The organism is Mucilaginibacter puniceus, from assembly GCF_054783175.1.
The window spans coordinates 679030-696611 of sequence record NZ_BAAGRB010000001.1 but is presented as its reverse complement, the minus strand read 5'-3'; the positions used below and the strand labels follow the sequence as shown (position 1 = coordinate 696611).

The window sequence follows — 17582 nt, the reverse complement described above, 5'->3', positions numbered from 1 at the left end:
CCATGCGCGAACCATTATTTGTAAAGCAAAACTCGGCCAAATGGAAAAGTTTTGAAAACCCTGCCAGCAACCCTGACGAATTGGCGGACCGTTTTATACAAATAACTGATGACCTGGCGTATGCTAAAACCTTTTACCCAAAATCAAAAACTACGGCTTATTTAAATGGGTTAGCCTCGCAGCTGCATCAATCCATCTATAAAAACAAAACCGAAAAAAGTAACCGCTTTATTTTGTACTGGAAGTATGAACTGCCTTTGCTATTTAAATTCCACCAAAATAAACTACTGTATTCTTTTATTTTCTTTACTGTTTTTTGCTTGATGGGTGCCCTCTCCGCTAAGTACGACGAAACATTTATACGGCTTATTTTAGGCGATGCTTATGTAGATATGACACTGGCCAATATAGCCAAAGGCGACCCATTTGCTGTATATAAACAAGACGGCGAATTTTTGATGTTTTTGCAGATTGGCGCAAATAACATTTGGGTATCATTAGTAACCTTTGTGTGCGGTATATTCGGATCTGTGGGTTCTGTTTACTTTTTATTACAAAACGGTTTAATGGTTGGATCGTTCGAATATTTTTTCTTTAGTAAAAACCTGGGGATGGCATCTATACTGGTTATTTGCATACACGGCGTACTTGAAATGTCCAGCATTGTAATTGCGGGTGGCGCAGGTATAGTTTTAGGTAATAGCTTGTTGTTCCCAAAAACCTACAGTCGTATGGTATCTTTAAAAAAAGGTGCTAAAGATGGAATGAAAATAGCTATCGGCCTGGCTCCTATTTTTGTGATTGCTGCTTTTTTTGAAAGTTTTATTACCCGACATACCGAAATGCCTATATGGATGAGTATTTTCATACTAAGTGCTTCTACCGCATTTATTATATGGTATGTAATTATTTACCCTAACAAATTATCAAAAAACCTTAACCCTCATAATTATGGAACCTAAAGTTGAATTTGCCAAAGTACGCGATTTTGGAGAGATCATCTCCGACTCGTTTTTATTTGTACGCGAAAATTTTAAATCTCTTATTTCAGCCTTCTTTACCTTTTGCGGTATTTTTTTATTAGCTGCCGCAGTTTTAGGTATCTTGAATCAATTTAAAATGGCTGATGTTTACAGAGATCCGCAAATGGCATCAAATGCCGTGGCCAAAATTTTTAGTGTCGAATATTTTTTAGCCCTGCTGTTTTCAATGCTTAGTATTACAGCTATTATGGTAACCACGCTGACATATATAACTTTGTATAGAGAAAAAGGAAACATTGCTCCTACCAACGAAGAAATTTGGGGGTACTTTAAATACTATTATCTTAAAATTTTTGGCAGTACATTAATAAACATAGTTATAGCATTTATTGGATTCATTTTTTGTGTTATTCCTGGTATATATCTATACCCCATTTTAGGATTAATATTTCCTATTATGATGGTGGAGAACACCAGTTATGGCTATGCTTTTAGTAAGAGTTTTAAACTTATTAAAAACAATTGGTGGCTGGTGTTTGGGTCATTATTTATAATGGGTTTAATAGTAAGTATCGCCATGGGTATAGCAGTCGCTCCGTTCTCGGTAACCAGTTTTATTGATACATTGGTAAACCCGCAAAAAGGCCTGCAAATTTCAAAACCGATGGCGGTTGCAGCGGTAATTGTTGGGCAAATTTGTCATGCTTTGTACGTATTACCTTTTGTAACACTGGCCCTATGCTATTTTAGTGTTAGCGAAGGTAAAGAAGGTGCCGGATTATTGAACCGCATAAATCAATTAGGTAATAACGATGCTGATAACAATTTACCGGCCGAAGAATACTAATGTTTAGATACCTGTATTTATTTTTCTTTTTTTTAACGCTAAATGCGGTTATTGCTAATGCAGATACGACTACTAAGATACCAAAGCAGGTTTTATCTGCTTTGGTTGTCCGTAACGATACTACAAAGGTTGCACCAAGACATTTTAATACCAATGCTTTAAAAAACTACAGCCAACAAAGGGAATTTAAATATGATGATAATTTTGTAGGCACATCGCCATGGGAGCGTTTTAAGCAGTGGTTTTGGAATTTGTTTGATGTAAACCCTACCCTTAACAGCGTTACAAATTACTTTTTAATAGCGTTAGGTGTAGCCGCATTGATATTTTTAATTTTAAAACTAAGCGGTTTTAATGCAAGCATTATAAAGGGTAAAACGGCACACGTTGCCCTTCTTTACGATGAATTTACGGAGAATATTCACGAAATGGACCTGGATAATGGTATACAAATTGCCACGCAGCAACACAATTACCGCTTGGCAGTAAGGTTACTTTATTTAAAATGCCTTAAGCAGTTAAGCGATGCCGGGCAAATTGCCTGGGATATTAATAAAACCAATACAGTTTATGTTAATGAATTAACCAATACCGATCAGCGGCAGGCTTTTAATATTTTAACCCGGCAGTTTGAATACGTATGGTATGGCGAGTTTAACATCAACGAAAAAATATATAGCCAGATTAATGCAATGTTCACTGATTTTAAAGTTAACAGGGCATGAAAGATTTTAAATACTACATTATTGGGGCCTGTTTACTATTAACTGTATATGTGGTTATTGAGTATAACAAACCTGTGCCATTTAATTGGGAAACAAGCCTTCGGTACAATGATAAAATACCTTTTGGAACCTATATATTTTATCATCAGCTAAATGATATATTTCCAGAAACCAATATTACCAGGACCAACAAATCCATTTACAGTCTTTTTAAACAGGGTATTGAGCCGGGCAATTATATAATTATTGCTAATGAGGTAAAATTAAGCAAGGTTGATTTTAATGAGCTGATTAAGTACATAAAGGACGGCAATAATGTATTTATAAGCGCTTTTGGCTGGGATGGATATTTTAGCACGGAATTGCACCTTGATGCAGAGACAGAAATTAAAGAAAAAAACACGCTTGTAAATTTCACCAATCCCAGTTTAAAAGTCCCCGGTTATTACCGCTTTGATAAAGAAATAAGCGAACGATACTTTAGCAAGTTTGATACTGCAAAAGCCACAATTTTGGGTATGAATAGTGGCGGACATAGCAATTACCTGAGTTTTCAATACGGAAAAGGCAAATTGTTTGTTTGTGCCAATCCGCAATTGTTTAGTAATTACAGCCTGTTATCGGCGCAGGGTAAGAATTACGCAGAAAAAGCAATATCCTATTTACCTGTTAAACAAAACATCTATTGGGATCAGCATCAAAATAATGACATCCCGGTAGATTCATCACCTATGCGGGTGATTTTTGAACACACCAATTTAAAGTATGCTTACTACTTAGCCCTTATAACTTTAATGATTTTTTTATTGTTTGAAGTTAAACGCAGGCAAAGGGTTATACCGGTTATTGAACCTTTAAAAAACTCGACGCTTGATTTTGTTAAAGTAGTGGGTAAAGTATATTATGACAAACGTGATAATGCCAACATTGCCGTTAAAAAAATAATTTACCTGCAAAGCTATCTTCGCGAGCGGTATCAATTAAAAACCGGTAAAATGGACCATGAGTTTGCTGATACTATGGCCAATAAAACCGGTGTACACCAATCATTAACCCGGGAGTTGGTTGACCATATTAATTATATATACCATCAACAAAATATTACCGATCACGAACTAATTATATTAAACCAACTGATAGAGAAATTTTACGCACAAGCTTAAATATATATGGAAGACGAAATATTTGAACAACGAACCGACCTTAGCAAACTTAACACCGCGGTTGAGCAAATAAAGGCAACACTGGCACAAATAATAGTTGGCCAGCACGATACCATTGACCTAATCATAGCGGGTATACTGGCTGATGGGCATATACTAATAGAGGGCGTGCCCGGAGTAGCCAAAACATTAACTGCCAAGCTGATAGCAAAAGCTATTGATGCGCACTATTCGCGTATACAGTTTACACCTGATCTGATGCCATCTGATGTTTTAGGCACATCTGTTTTTAACCCCAAAACCAGCGATTTTGAGTTTAGAAAAGGGCCCATATTTGGCAACATTATTTTAATTGATGAAATAAACCGATCTCCTGCAAAAACGCAATCGGCTTTGTTTGAGGTAATGGAAGAGCGGCAGCTAACCATTGATGGCGAAACCTATAAAATGCAGGAACCCTTTATTGTATTGGCTACCCAAAATCCGGTTGAACAAGAGGGTACTTACCGGCTGCCTGAAGCACAGTTGGATCGCTTTTTATTTAAAATAGAGATTAAATACCCAACACTTGAAGAGGAAATTGCCATAATATCTCAACAGCATCAGCAAAACCCTATTAATCAATTAAATGATGTAAAGCCGGTATTATCTATACAGGATATTGTAGCATTAAGGCAACAGGTAAAAAATTTAAATGTTGAGCCTAAATTATTAGAGTTTACAGCAAAAATAATTCACGAAACACGCAATAATAAATCATTGTACCTGGGTGGTTCGCCGCGCGCGTCACTTGCAATAATTAACGCGGCAAAAGCATTTGCAGCCATAAAAGGTCGTGATTTTGTTACACCTGATGATATTATTTTTATAACACCGGCTGTATTAAGGCACAGGATTATGCTTACCCCTGATAAAGAAATGGAAGGCCTTACACCTGATGATGTCGTAGCGCAAATAGTTCAAAAAATTGAAGTACCACGTTAATACTCAGTTGAAAAATATAATCAGCAATTTTTACAGTAACCTTTTTTTAACCAGCCGGTTTTTTATCGCGCTGTCTTGCTGTGTTATATTCTTTTTGCTATCGTTCTTCTTCCCATGGTTGGGTATATTGCCGCAATTATTACTTTGGGCCGTTGTTGCACTGGTTTTAATTGACATAATATTGCTTTACCGTACTACTAGCGGAATGTTTGCCCGTCGGGAAGCGCCCGAGCGTTTAAGCAATAACGACGATAATGAACTGGGCATTTATATTGAAAACCGCTATCCATTTAATATTTGCGCAGGTATTATTGACGAGATTCCCTTTCAGTTTCAAAAACGGGATGTATGGTTTAAAACCGAATTACATCCGCAACAAACAAAAATAATTAACTATTCCTTGCGCCCATTAAAGCGGGGCGAGTACTCTTTTGGCCAGGTACGTGTATATGTCAGGTCGGCATTGGGATTAATAAGCAGAAGCTACAATTTTGCACAAAACCAGGTATTACCGGTATACCCTTCGTTTTTACAAATGCGCAAATACGAGCTGATGGCCATATCAAACCGGTTGAACGAGATGGGTGTAAAAAAAATACGTCGCTTGGGTCATAGTCTTGAGTTTGAACAGGTGAAAAATTACGTTACCGGCGATGATTACCGATCCATTAACTGGAAAGCAACTGCCAGGCAAGGTAATTTGATGATCAACTCGTACACCGATGAGCGGTCGCAGCACGTGTATTGTGTGATTGATAAATCACGAAGTATGAAAATGCCTTTTGAAGGTTTAAGCTTACTTGATTATGCCATAAACGCCAGCTTATTGTTATTAAATGTTGCTTTATTAAAGCAAGACAAGGCAGGGCTTATCACTGTGTCAGAAAAAAAGGGCAGCATTGTTCCAGCCGACCGTAAGGTAATGCAAATGAACAAAATACTGGAGGTTTTATATAAAGAAAAAACACGCTACCTGGAAACTAATATGGAGCTGATGTACTCCACTATTCGCCAGGTAATTAAGCAGCGTAGCCTGGTAGTATTTTTTACCAACTACGAAAGTTTATCGGCACTAAACAGGCAACTGCCTTATTTGAAAAAAATAGCTAAGTTTCATTTACTATTAGTTGTATTTTTTGAAAACACCGAACTAAAAAAACTTAATGAGCAGGAAGCTAAAGATGTTGAGGATATTTATATAAAAACCATTGCCGAAAAATTTGCTTACGATAAGGAACTTATTGCAAAGGAACTAAGCAGATACGGTATACAATCAATTTTAAGTACTCCACAAAACTTAAATGTTAATACCATTAACAGGTACCTTGAAATAAAAGCCAAGCAGAAAATTTAGGTCTTTAGCCACCCTGTGATACTCATCCTGGGTAAATTGGTAATTAAAACTTCATGCTCCAGTAACGTACTTTTAAAAAATACACTTTTACCGGCATTGGGTGAAATATCCTGAAATCCATCTCCCTGGTAAATGCGCAACGATCCGCCGTTAACTTCGGTATTTAAATACATGATCATAGAGAATGCGCGGGTGCCGTTTTGCTTAAAATTATCCAGATGCCGTTTGTAAAAACTACCCTTTTCATAAAGTGTATAATGAAACTCATAACCTGTAATACCTGCATAACAACTACGGTTAAGGTGGCTTACAAAACTATCCATCAAGTCAAAAAAAGTATTTTCATGAAGGTTGTTATGCAACCTGTCTAACCAATAAATTTTATCGCTTCGTACCAATTTATCATGGTTAACCAACTTATGGTTACCTGTACCTGCCGATAACATCCTATCGTCGGCATAAAGCATGTTAATATTATCTACCAGATGTGCTGATAATGCGGCACTAAGAAAATTACTGACCGTACCAACATTGGTGGCAAGGTAACTATCGATGAGTTCGTCGAAGATGATATCCAAATTGGTGTAAGTTACCTTAAATTATCCCGGTAATAGTATAAACCGCTATAAACATAAAAAGGCCCATTATTTAAATAATGGGCCTTGCTTTATTAGTTTATATTTTAGCTTTTAAATATGTATCGGCCTGTTATCCGTAGCGGCTAAACAAGCTTCACGCATTGCTTCGGTATAAGTAGGGTGCGCGTGGCTCATGCGAGAGATATCCTCGGCACTGGCACGATACTCCATAGCTACTACGGCCTCGGCAATCATATCGGCGGCACGCGGGCCTATAATATGTACACCAAGTATTTCATCTGTAGCGGCATCTGCCAATACTTTAACAAAACCATCCATATCCATACTGGCTACAGCCCTTCCGCTTGCACGGAACGGGAACGAACCAGTTTTGTATTTTACACCGGCTTCCTTCAATTGCTCTTCGGTTTGTCCAACAGCGGCAACCTCAGGCCAGGTATAAACAACACCCGGTATCAAATTATAATTAATGTGTGGTTTTTGGCCAACAATGGTTTCGGCTACATATGTACCTTCATCTTCGGCTTTATGGGCAAGCATAGCACCGCGTACCACATCACCTATAGCATATACACCTTTAACGCTGGTTTCCATGTGCTCGTCAACGGTAATTTTGCGTCCACGCTCTTCAACAGTAATGCCTATTTTATCTAAACCTAAACTATCAGTATAAGCCACACGGCCTACAGCAACCAGGCAGTAATCGCCTTTTAGTTCCTGCTTTTCCCCTTTAGGGTTATCAAAAGTTACGGTAACTTCTTTACCTTTTACGGTAGCACCGGTAACTTTATGGCCAAGGTAAAACTCCATACCTTGTTTTTGTAACACCTTTTGCAGCTCTTTACCCAAAGCTTTATCCATAGTTGGAATAATACCATCCATGTACTCAATTACCGATACTTTAGCCCCTAAACGTGCATATACCGATCCTAACTCCAAACCAATAACACCACCGCCTATCAATATTAAATGTTTAGGCACTTCGGTTAAGTTTAAAGCCTCGGTTGAGGTGATAATTCTTTTTTTATCTATTTTGATAAACGGCAGGCTTGATGGTTTTGAGCCGGTAGCAATGATCACATTTTTACCGGTGATCTCTTGTGTTTTACCATCGGCAGCAGTAATAACAATGGTATTTTTATCTTTAAACGACCCCATACCCTGGTAGCCGTCAATTTTATTTTTCTTGAACAGAAACTGGATTCCTCCGGTATTTTTTGCAACTACATCTTCTTTACGCTTGATCATCTGGCCGAAATCAACTTTTAGGTTGCTCAGCTCAATACCATGTGTTTTAAATGTATGGCCGGCATTATAGTAATGTTCAGACGAATCAAGCAACGCTTTTGATGGAATACAGCCTACATTTAGGCAAGTACCTCCATAGGTAGCATATTTTTCGATACAGGCAGTTTTTAACCCTAATTGGGCACAACGTATTGCGGCAACATAGCCACCAGGGCCCGAACCGATTACGATAACATCATATTGCATAATAATATTGGATTGTTTTGGTGGGTAAAGTTAAACATTTCAATAGCCTAATGAAGTGTATAACTGTCACTTTTTTATGATTTTGGGGTCATATAGTTGGTTTGCAATATATCCGCATTACCGTATATTTGAAATTAGATGCATAAAATGAAAATATCTACCCTTTTGTCGGGCATTTTAATTTTTGTGGTGATGAATTGCAGCGCGCAATTGATGCAACTCAAAAGTGTATTTACCCGTGCCGATACTTTGCGCGGTGCCTTGACACCTTTACGCACCTGCTATAATATCAATTATTATCATTTGGATGTGCAGTTTGATATTGCCAGCAAAGCCATCAGTGGCAGCAACCTGTTTAAATTTGCTGCTACGCAGGATTTTACCAAACTACAGTTTGACCTTTTTGATAATTTAAAAATTGAGAAGGTGGTTTATAAAGGACAAGAACTGCCTTATCAGCGCGAGTTTAATGCCGTATTTATCACCTTCCCTAAAACTATTGTTAAAGGCAGTAAGGATGAGTTTACAGTTTACTATTCTGGTAATCCCATTATAGCTAAAAATGCTCCCTGGGATGGCGGTGTTGTATACACACAATCTGCATCGGGCAAGCCTTATGTGGCTACAGCTTGCCAGGGCTTGGGTGCAAGTGCATGGTGGCCAACTAAGGACCATCAGTACGATGAAGTGGATAGTATGATGATCAGCATCAGTGTACCAACCGGATTAAAAGATGTATCTAACGGCCGCTTGCGTAAAGTGACCGAATTAAATAATGGTTATACGCGTTTTGATTGGTTTGTAGCCAACCCTATAAACAATTATGATGTGGCCGTCAACATTGCTGACTATGTTCATTTTGATGATACTTATGATGGGGAGAAAGGTAAATTAACTTTGGATTATTGGGTACTGCCCGAAAATCTGGAGAAAGCCAAAAAACAATTTGGCGAAAACGTAAAGCCCATGCTTAAATCATTTGAACATTGGTTTGGTCCTTATCCGTTTTATGAAGATGGGTATAAACTGGTTGAAACCCCTCACTTGGGTATGGAGCACCAAAGTGCTATAGCCTATGGGAATAAATATGCAAATGGCTATTTGGGTACTGACCTGTCAAAAACAGGCTGGGGGTTAAAGTGGGATTATATTGTGGTACACGAGAGTGGACACGAGTGGTTTGGAAACAATATTACATCCAAAGATATTGCCGATACCTGGATACACGAAAGCTTTACCGATTATTCTGAATCGTTGTTTATTGAAAGCTATTATGGCAAACAAGCCGGGCAGGAATACGTGTACGGTTTACGTGCCAAAATAAAAAACGACAGACCGATCATTGGACCATATAATGTCAATAAGGAAGGCTCAGGAGATGTGTACAATAAGGGTTCAGTAATTTTAAATATGGTGCGCACTATTATTAACGATGATAAAAAATGGCTGGCCATATTGCGCGGATTAAATAAAACATTCTACCATCAAACTGTAACTTCAAATCAGGTAATTAATTATATATCCGCACAGGCAGGCATTGACCTTGCCCCTGTTTTTGAGCAATATTTAAATTATAAAGATTTACCTAAACTGGAGTTTGCAACTATTAACGGCAAGCTAAACAGCCGCTGGGTAGCCAATGTTAAAGATTTTAATATGCCGGTGAGGGTACGAACTAAAGACGACGATTATAAATTTATTAAACCAACTACTGATTTTAAGCCCGTTGATATTGCAGGGTTAACACAAGATAATATAGAGGTTGATATGTTTAATTATTATCTGGCAAAGTAATTACCTATCATCCCTAAACCTCTTCAACACCTTCCTGCCCAGATCATAACTGATACGGAAAGCCTGCTGGTTATCATTAGAATAGCCCGGCGTAAAGTGGAAACTTGCAATAAACTGCCCTTTTACGTGCTTAAATAAAAATGGGGTATATATAATATCTAACCGGTTGTAGGTCGGTTTTGAATAATAAGAATCACCGTAAATAATATTGCTGCCCTGGCCCTTGTAAAACTCGTTAAACAAAGCAAACCGCTTGTAGCTTAGATAAACACTGGCGATAAAACCACCCGGAGTTTTAAAACCATCTACCCCACGTTCCCGCTCAAACGACATCATACCACCCGCTTCTACAGCCAAGGAATCAAATACCGTTTTATGGCTAAGGTCTAACCCTAAACGTATTTGGCCGCCACCGTTATCGTTAATATGATCGGTAGGTAATAGCACTTCTGCCCCCGCATCATGCATTAGTAAAAAGTAGTGCGAAATATAAAACGGGCCTTTTACTGCCGGCTTATACTTACCCGCAAAGCCAAATAAAAACTGTTCGCGCTCGGTAGCAGTTTGGCGGCTTACCCAATCAATCCATCCCGTTTCGGTAAAGTGCTCATTTTGATATCGCGCAAGCAAACCTTGTACATTGGGACGGTAATAACGTAAGGTATCATTTAACAAAGCGCGCGGATAATTGCTCAGCGTACCCTCTCGCGGAAACATACCTGCGTTAAACAACCACTTTTTACTTTCATACTTATAATAAGCAATAGGGTCCACCTGGCCAAAAAATGGCTTAGCTCCAAATTCATGCAAGGCATTTACACCTACTACAAAATGGTTCAAACTATCCAGGTTCAGGCCAAAATCTAATGCGGTACGTGTACCAGAATAGGTGCGCGAGCGCGGGATAAAAGCCTTATACTCGCGGTTATCTAAAAAACCTAAACCGCTAAAGTTTACATCCAAACTTTGCTGCGCCATGGCAACAGTAGTTGTTAAAATGGTAACGGCAGTTAATAAGCATATCCTTTTAAACATATTTTAGTTAATTGTAACAGGTATCATCCGGCTGTTTTTCCCCCCTGTAAATGGTGTAGTACGGATAGAAAACAACAACTCATAATCCCCATTTTCGATATAAGGTGCGGTAACAGTAAAATTGCATTTCTTGCTCTCTCCCGGGTTCAAAATTAAATTATAAAATGAATTATCCGCGGGTAAAATAACTACAATCACACCATCATTAAAGTAGCAAGCTTCAAGCGTAACAGGATGTTTAGTGCTTTTATTGCTAAAATTTACAGAATAAGGGTACGGATTGGTGATTGTTAAGCCTATAGTTTGTTTTCGTCCGGCTGAAAGTTTTAATGCTTTTACATCAGTTTCAATAACTATTTTTTGATAGGTGCGGGCATCATCTACCCATTGTGCATACCAATTGGTTTTGGTTGATGCATTAGTTATAGTGTCTACCGTTTCCTCTTGAGGAAAATCCTGCAAAAAATAAACCCGTTTGCCTTGAAACTGCTCTTCTATAGGCCATATATCATATTGCGTATGTCGGTAGTTCCGCGAATCATAAGAGTATGCCCTTATGGAATTGGTATAATAATTATACTTCGACGGGTCCTGGAAACCATCGCTCATAATCACATAATTATCTCCGGCTTTATTTTTTACTTGATGTGCCCAATCTTTAAAACCGTAATAACTTTTCAATTGCCCTACATGGCTTATAAATGAGAAGCCAAACATCATACTCACCCTGATAAATAGAATTAAAACCACATTAATTATGGCCACGCTATAAAACCAACGCGGTATAGTATTTATTTGATTGAGCCTAATTAAAGCCAACATGGCTAAAGGTGCAAAAGCTATCAGCGTCCAATGGGGTTGTGCCTCGCCCCTAAAAGTTGACAAGAAAAAGAAACAAAATGCCCCTATGCAGTTTACCAACAGGCATCGGATAAAAGCATCTTTTACCTGTACTTTAAACGCACTGTAATATAAAAACCAGCCAATAAACGGCCCAGCCATTAATAACTGACCGGGTATATAGGTATAAGTATTTTCTTGGTTATAAATCGTAGCCGACCGATCATACAAATGGTATTTTAATGATGGGAAATCATGCTGAAACTGCCATATAATATGCGGTACAAATAATATCAGTGCAATAACTACAATACCCCAAAATGTGCCACGTTTTAATAGTTTGATGTTTGATGCCAGTGTAAATCCTATTACCAATATAGCATGGTACTTGCTGTACATTAAACAGGCAACTACAACGCCAAGCAATGCGGCTAATAACCAATTATCATCCTCAATATATTTTTGGTAGAGGTAATAAAATACCACCGTAAAGAAAAACAAAGGGGCATCCGGTGTGGTGGTAAAACCATACATGTGAATGATAAGCATACCCGATATTACCAGTATAAACAGCCATGCATCTATAGTGTATTTTTTTAGGATAAGCCATAGCAGATATATTGCCGTACTACTGCTTAAAACTGTCACTAAGCGCAGACCCAACTCGTTATGCATTACGTGGTCGCCCAGCCAGATGAACAGTGCCACCATGGGCGGATGGTCAAAGTAACCCCAATCCATAAACTTGGAGTACATCCAATAATAAGCCTCATCGGCATGCACCTCTAAAGTGTAGGCTTGTATAGCGTTAAATATAGTCCAGCATAGTAAAAACCAATGTATAGGTTTGTCAGATCGTACAGGTTTTTGTAAAGTAGATGCCGGCATTAACAGGTAAAGTTTTGTCGCGTAAAGGTAAATAATAATTTAGCCGCTTCACATCTATCAGCAGTTTATTACATTAGCTGATATTTTACCGCCATGACCAAAACTATAGAAATTATAAAAAAACCAAGACTTGCGTTATTTGAGTTGATCAAAGACCTGAGCATCGAACAATTAAACCAGGTGCCCGCAGGTTTTAACAATAATATTATCTGGAACATGGGCCACCTGGTAGCCGCACAACAAGGCATTTGCTATCGCCGTGCAGGTGTTGATATGATAATCAGCGAAGATTACTATAACACCTACGGCCCGGGTAGCAAGCCTGAACGCTTTATCAGCCAGGCAGAGCTGGAGGAAATTAAAGGCTATTTCACTTCTACTCTTGATCAATTTATTGTAGATTATAACAACAACCTTTTTGCCAACTATGTTGCCTGGACCACCCGTTACGGTGTAGACCTAAACAATGTTGAAGATGCTTTTAAGTTTTTGCCTTTCCATGAGGGATTGCATTTTGGGTATATAATGGCGCAGAGAAGGGCGTTGTTAAGTTCGATATAGTTGAACAATGGTCATGCTGAAGAACGAGGCATTTATCAAGCTGTGAATGCACGTGTATGGATTCATCGCTACGCTCAGAATGACAAAAAGGGATATAAAAATAAAAAGCCGGACAAGTCCGGCTTTTTTATTTTTATGGTCTTATCGAGTTACACTCCTAACAATAACCTTGCAGGATCTTCCAGTAATTGTTTAACCCTTACCAGGAAGCTTACCGACTCGCGGCCATCAACAATACGGTGATCGTATGAAAGAGCCAGGTACATCATCGGGCGAATAACTACTTGGCCGTTTTCAGCAACCGGGCGCTCAATAATATTGTGCATGCCTAATATAGCTGACTGCGGAGCATTGATGATAGGTGTTGACAGCATTGAACCAAATACACCACCGTTGGTGATGGTAAATGTTCCGCCGGTCATTTCATCAATAGTCAATTTGTTATCGCGTGCTTTAGTTGCTAAACCTACTATGGCTTTTTCAATTTCGGCAAGGCTCATGCTATCCGCGTTGCGGATTACCGGAACCACCAAACCTTTAGGAGCCGATACAGCGATGGATACATCAGCAAAGTTGCTGTATACTACCTCTTCGCCTTCAATACGGGCACCTACTGATGGCCATTCTTTTAATGCCTCGGTAACCGCTTTAGTGAAGAACGACATAAAGCCTAAGCCTACACCGTGTTTTTCTTTAAATTTATCTTTATACTTACCACGCATCTCCATAATTGGAGCCATATTTACTTCGTTAAAAGTAGTCAGCATGGCGGTTTCGTTTTTAACGGCTACTAATCGCTTAGCAATAGTTTTGCGCAACGACGACATTTTTTCGCGTTTCTCGCCTCTTTCGCCAGCCTGGGCAACTGGTGCTGCCGCAACAGTTTCAGCTTTAACGGGTGCTTTAACATTTTGCGGGCTTTCAGATGCTTTTTGAGCATCTTCTTTGGTGATACGTCCGCCAACACCACTACCATTTACAGAAGCAGCATCGACGCCTTTTTCGGCTAATATTTTTGCTGCAGCAGGCGATGGAGTGCCTGAAGCATAAGTAGCACCTTTTTCGGCAGGAGCAGCGGCAGCAGGTGCAGCCTCAGCTTTTGCGGCTACGGCTGCTTCTGCTTTAGGAGCGGCTGCAGGTGCAGCACCACCTTCTTCAATACTGCAAACCACAGCACCAATAGCTAATACATCGCCTTCTTTAGCAATAGTTTTTAATACGCCTGCTTTTTCGGCAGTAAGCTCAAACGTTGCTTTATCTGATTCCAACTCGGCAATAGCCTCATCCATTGCTACTGTATCGCCATCCTTTTTGATCCAGCTTGATAAGGTTACTTCTGTAATTGATTCGCCTACCGGCGGAACTTTGATCTCTAAACTCATTTCGTTTTTGTTGTAGGTTTATATGTTGTATGCTTCTTAATATAGTACCTATCAATCAGCACCGGCATTAGCCATTTTTTTTGTTGTTGTTTTTACTACTTCTTTCACCGCATCGCCAGGCGATGCATGGAAAGCTTTAGCAATAATTTGCAATTGCTGCGCAGTATGTTGTTTTGAATAACCGGTGGCTGTACTTGCGCTTTCCGCACGCGATATTACATCTAATTTAAAAACATCGTTATTGCGGAACTTACGGCATAAGTAAGGCCATGCACCCATATTTTCTGGTTCTTCCTGTACCCATACAAACTCGGTAGCTTTAGCATATTTAGCTTTCACTTTAGCGATCTGATCTATTGGGGTTGGGTATAACTGTTCTAAGCGCACAATAGCTACATCGCTGCGTTTATCAGTTTGTTGTTTCTCTAATAAATCGTAATATATTTTACCAGAGCAGAATAATACACGGGTTACTTTTTTAGCATCTGCGTTGTCATCATCAATCAGTTCCTTGAAAGCACCATTAGTGAAATCCGCCAAAGGCGATACACATTTAGGATTACGTAATAAGCTTTTTGGTGTAAATATTACCAATGGTTTGCGGAATTCGCGTTTTAACTGGCGGCGTAAAATGTGGAAGAAGTTAGCCGGAGTTGTACAGTTGGCTACCTGGATATTATTATCGGCACAAAGCTCCATAAAGCGCTCAATACGCGCTGATGAATGTTCAGGGCCCTGGCCTTCATAACCGTGCGGCAATAACATTACCAAGCCATTACCTCGCTGCCATTTAGTTTCGGCACTGACAATATATTGGTCAACTATAATTTGGGCTCCGTTAAAAAAGTCACCAAACTGTGCTTCCCATATAGTTAAGGCATGAGGGTTAGCCAAAGCATAACCATACTCAAAACCTAACACACCGTATTCGGATAGTAATGAATTATATATATGGAATTTAGCTTCTGTTTCAATAGTATTAAGTGGAGTATACTCCTCTTCCGATTCATTTAATGTTACAACAGCATGGCGGTGCGAAAAAGTTCCGCGTTTAACATCCTCGCCGCTTAAACGTACACGATGGCCTTCCTTTAATAAAGTACCGTAGGCTAATAACTCGCCCATTGCCCAGTCAAAGCTTTGGGTATCATTCACCATTTTGGCACGGTCGTCAAATAATTTTTCAATTTTTTTGAAGAACACTTTATCTTTCGGAAGCTGCGTTAAACTCTTACCAATAGCTAACAGTTCTTTCTCAGTTACCGCTGTTTTTGACTGCACTGCAACCTCTGTGTCAGATGCCAGATGTAACCCATTCCAGGCACCAGCAAACATGGCTATGCTGTCTTTAAATCTTTCCTCGGCTTTGGCTTCATCTAACTGGCCTTGCAACAAGTCGCGGAAGCTTTTATCCATTGCTTTTGCTTCATCTTCCTTAATACTACCTTCGGATAATAATTTTTTAAGGTAGATCTCGCGCGGATTAGGGTGTGCGTCAATAGCTTTGTATAATACCGGCTGAGTAAATTTAGGCTCATCTGCCTCGTTATGGCCATAACGGCGATAACATAATATATCTATAAATACATCGTCATGGAAAAGCTGGCGATATTCCATTGCCAGGTTGATCACATAAGCTAATGCTTCTACATCATCACCATTAACGTGGAAAACAGGGGACAATACTGTTTTAGCAATGTCGGTACAATAAGTACTTGAACGGGCATCTTTATAGTTAGTGGTAAAGCCTATCTGGTTATTAATTACCAGGTGGATGGTACCACCGGTACGGTAACCGTCCAGTTTTTCCATCTGTAAAACTTCGTACACTATACCCTGGCCCGCTATTGAAGCATCGCCATGTATCAATATAGGAGCGATCTTTGAATGATCGCCATTATATTTAAAATCAATTTTTGAGCGCGTAATTCCCTCAACCACCGGGTCAACTGTTTCCAGGTGAGATGGGTTAGGGCAAAGGCTCAAGTGAACCTTGTTACCGCTTTTGGTATCCACATCGGTTGAATAACCTAAGTGATATTTAACATCGCCACCAAAATGCGAATCCATATCATAGTTTTTACCTTCAAATTCGGCAAAAATCTCTTTATAGGTTTTCTCCATGATATTGGCCAGTACGTTTAAACGGCCACGATGAGCCATACCAATAATAAATTCCTGTAAACCTAACTCAGCACCTTTTTGAATAACCGAATCTAATGCGGGTATTAATGCCTCGGCACCTTCTAACGAGAAACGTTTTTGTCCTAAAAATTTAGTGCCCAAAAAGTTCTCAAATACTACCGCCTGATTCAGTTTATTCAGCATTAGCTTTTTCTCTTCGGCAGTAAATTGAGGCTTATTGCGTATGCTTTCCATACGCTCCTGGAACCAGTTAACTTTTATAGGGTTACGTATATACTTATACTCCGCACCAATGGTACCGCAATAAGTATCTTCAACCATTTGTACAATATCGCGTAGTTTGGCAGGGCCCAAACCAATTTCAACACCGGCATTAAACACGGTATCCAGATCGGCATCAGACAAACCAAAAGTTTCCAGTTCTTTACCCGGAAAATACTTGCGACGTTCGCGTACAGGGTTAGTATCAGTAAATAAGTGCCCACGGTTACGATAACCGTCGATCAGGTTTAATACTTTGATCTCTTTTAAAAAGTGATCAGGAGTTTCGGCACTTACAGCCGGGGCTTCAGAGCCGCGGCCAAAGTCAAAACCTTCAAAAAATTTCTGCCAGCCAAAATCTACCGATTCGGGATTTTGCTTGTATTCTTCGTATAAAGAGTCAATAAAAGCGGCGTTTGCGCTATTAATATAGTTGAGACGATCCATGTATGTAGAAACCAATGGTTATAACGGTACAAAAGTAAGCATAACCACTTATAAACTTTAAATTTAATTTGTAAAAACAT

Annotated in this window: 14 protein-coding genes; 8 read left to right on the top strand and 6 right to left on the bottom strand. The window is 39.2% G+C overall.

The genetic code is table 11. From position 1 onward, the window contains the following. Nucleotides 1–2 precede the first annotated feature (2 nt). Genes ACYVJ6_RS03285 through ACYVJ6_RS03260 form a run of 6 tightly spaced genes read left to right on the top strand, consistent with a single transcriptional unit; the run spans nt 3 to nt 6056 of the window. Nucleotides 3–962 (top strand): stage II sporulation protein M, encoded by a 960-nt coding sequence (locus tag ACYVJ6_RS03285; protein WP_460692599.1) that lies wholly within the window; start codon nt 3–5, stop codon nt 960–962. Continuing rightward, complete coding sequence (locus ACYVJ6_RS03280; protein ID WP_460692598.1) at nt 952–1830, top strand: hypothetical protein; 879 nt, start codon at nt 952–954, stop codon at nt 1828–1830. The genes ACYVJ6_RS03285 and ACYVJ6_RS03280 overlap by 11 nt, the downstream gene beginning before the upstream one ends. Continuing rightward, nucleotides 1830–2555, top strand: a complete 726-nt coding sequence (locus ACYVJ6_RS03275) for a DUF4129 domain-containing protein (RefSeq protein WP_460692597.1) — start codon at nt 1830–1832, stop codon at nt 2553–2555. The genes ACYVJ6_RS03280 and ACYVJ6_RS03275 overlap by 1 nt, the downstream gene beginning before the upstream one ends. After that, nucleotides 2552–3718 carry a DUF4350 domain-containing protein gene (locus ACYVJ6_RS03270; protein ID WP_460692596.1) on the top strand — a complete coding sequence of 389 codons (1167 nt, stop codon included), beginning with the start codon at nt 2552–2554 and terminating at the stop codon, nt 3716–3718. Before ACYVJ6_RS03275 ends, ACYVJ6_RS03270 begins: the two co-directional genes overlap by 4 nt. Before the next feature lie 6 nt (nt 3719–3724). Then, on the top strand, nt 3725–4702 hold the full coding sequence (locus ACYVJ6_RS03265; protein WP_460692595.1) for an AAA family ATPase: 978 nt from the start codon (nt 3725–3727) through the stop codon (nt 4700–4702). A 7-nt stretch (nt 4703–4709) separates the two neighbouring features. Further along, nucleotides 4710–6056, top strand: a complete 1347-nt coding sequence (locus ACYVJ6_RS03260) for a DUF58 domain-containing protein (RefSeq protein WP_460692594.1) — start codon at nt 4710–4712, stop codon at nt 6054–6056. On the opposite strand, the gene ACYVJ6_RS03255 is transcribed toward ACYVJ6_RS03260, so the two are convergent. Both ACYVJ6_RS03255 and lpdA read right to left on the bottom strand, forming a co-directional pair. Beyond that, the gene (locus tag ACYVJ6_RS03255) at nt 6053–6634 is read right to left on the bottom strand and encodes a 2OG-Fe(II) oxygenase (protein WP_460692593.1); all 582 of its coding nucleotides are present in this window, start codon (nt 6632–6634) and stop codon (nt 6053–6055) included. The two genes, ACYVJ6_RS03260 and ACYVJ6_RS03255, sit on opposite strands and share 4 nt — an antisense overlap. Nucleotides 6635–6745: 111 nt before the next feature. Then, complete coding sequence (lpdA, locus tag ACYVJ6_RS03250; protein WP_460692592.1) at nt 6746–8149, bottom strand: dihydrolipoyl dehydrogenase; 1404 nt, start codon at nt 8147–8149, stop codon at nt 6746–6748. A 147-nt stretch (nt 8150–8296) separates the two neighbouring features. Here lpdA and ACYVJ6_RS03245 point away from each other — a divergent pair, with 147 nt between their 5' ends. Continuing rightward, nucleotides 8297–9943 carry a M1 family metallopeptidase gene (locus ACYVJ6_RS03245; protein ID WP_460692591.1) on the top strand — a complete coding sequence of 549 codons (1647 nt, stop codon included), beginning with the start codon at nt 8297–8299 and terminating at the stop codon, nt 9941–9943. Here the strand turns inward: ACYVJ6_RS03245 and ACYVJ6_RS03240 are convergent, their stop codons facing one another. Continuing rightward, the gene (locus ACYVJ6_RS03240) at nt 9944–10978 is read right to left on the bottom strand and encodes a hypothetical protein (RefSeq protein ID WP_460692590.1); all 1035 of its coding nucleotides are present in this window, start codon (nt 10976–10978) and stop codon (nt 9944–9946) included. A gap of 3 nt (nt 10979–10981) precedes the next feature. Beyond that, a complete protein-coding gene (locus ACYVJ6_RS03235; RefSeq protein ID WP_460692589.1) occupies nt 10982–12706 on the bottom strand; it encodes an ArnT family glycosyltransferase in 1725 nt (574 codons plus the stop codon). A 93-nt stretch (nt 12707–12799) separates the two neighbouring features. Between ACYVJ6_RS03235 and ACYVJ6_RS03230 the strand changes: the two genes are divergently transcribed. Further along, nucleotides 12800–13267, top strand: coding sequence for a DinB family protein (locus ACYVJ6_RS03230; protein WP_460692588.1), 468 nt, complete (start codon nt 12800–12802; stop codon nt 13265–13267). Nucleotides 13268–13416: 149 nt separating this feature from the next. On the opposite strand, the gene odhB is transcribed toward ACYVJ6_RS03230, so the two are convergent. Together odhB and ACYVJ6_RS03220 are read right to left on the bottom strand one after the other, a co-directional pair. Then, nucleotides 13417–14649, bottom strand: coding sequence for a 2-oxoglutarate dehydrogenase complex dihydrolipoyllysine-residue succinyltransferase (gene odhB, locus ACYVJ6_RS03225; protein ID WP_460692587.1), 1233 nt, complete (start codon nt 14647–14649; stop codon nt 13417–13419). 51 nt (nt 14650–14700) lie between these two features. Further along, the gene (locus ACYVJ6_RS03220; RefSeq protein WP_460692586.1) at nt 14701–17502 is read right to left on the bottom strand and encodes a 2-oxoglutarate dehydrogenase E1 component; all 2802 of its coding nucleotides are present in this window, start codon (nt 17500–17502) and stop codon (nt 14701–14703) included. Nucleotides 17503–17582 lie beyond the last annotated feature (80 nt).

What these genes read in the sequence shown, in the direction of transcription:
- ACYVJ6_RS03285 (WP_460692599.1), top strand. Translation starts at nt 3, where the DNA reads ATGCGCGAACCATTATTTGTAAAGCAAAACTCGGCCAAATGGAAAAGT.
- ACYVJ6_RS03280 (WP_460692598.1), top strand. Translation starts at nt 952, where the DNA reads ATGGAACCTAAAGTTGAATTTGCCAAAGTACGCGATTTTGGAGAGATC.
- ACYVJ6_RS03275 (WP_460692597.1), top strand. Translation starts at nt 1,830, where the DNA reads ATGTTTAGATACCTGTATTTATTTTTCTTTTTTTTAACGCTAAATGCG.
- ACYVJ6_RS03270 (WP_460692596.1), top strand. Translation starts at nt 2,552, where the DNA reads ATGAAAGATTTTAAATACTACATTATTGGGGCCTGTTTACTATTAACT.
- ACYVJ6_RS03265 (WP_460692595.1), top strand. Translation starts at nt 3,725, where the DNA reads ATGGAAGACGAAATATTTGAACAACGAACCGACCTTAGCAAACTTAAC.
- lpdA (WP_460692592.1), bottom strand. Translation starts at nt 8,149, where the DNA reads ATGCAATATGATGTTATCGTAATCGGTTCGGGCCCTGGTGGCTATGTT.
- ACYVJ6_RS03245 (WP_460692591.1), top strand. Translation starts at nt 8,297, where the DNA reads ATGAAAATATCTACCCTTTTGTCGGGCATTTTAATTTTTGTGGTGATG.
- ACYVJ6_RS03240 (WP_460692590.1), bottom strand. Translation starts at nt 10,978, where the DNA reads ATGTTTAAAAGGATATGCTTATTAACTGCCGTTACCATTTTAACAACT.
- ACYVJ6_RS03235 (WP_460692589.1), bottom strand. Translation starts at nt 12,706, where the DNA reads ATGCCGGCATCTACTTTACAAAAACCTGTACGATCTGACAAACCTATA.
- ACYVJ6_RS03230 (WP_460692588.1), top strand. Translation starts at nt 12,800, where the DNA reads ATGACCAAAACTATAGAAATTATAAAAAAACCAAGACTTGCGTTATTT.
- odhB (WP_460692587.1), bottom strand. Translation starts at nt 14,649, where the DNA reads ATGAGTTTAGAGATCAAAGTTCCGCCGGTAGGCGAATCAATTACAGAA.
- ACYVJ6_RS03220 (WP_460692586.1), bottom strand. Translation starts at nt 17,502, where the DNA reads ATGGATCGTCTCAACTATATTAATAGCGCAAACGCCGCTTTTATTGAC.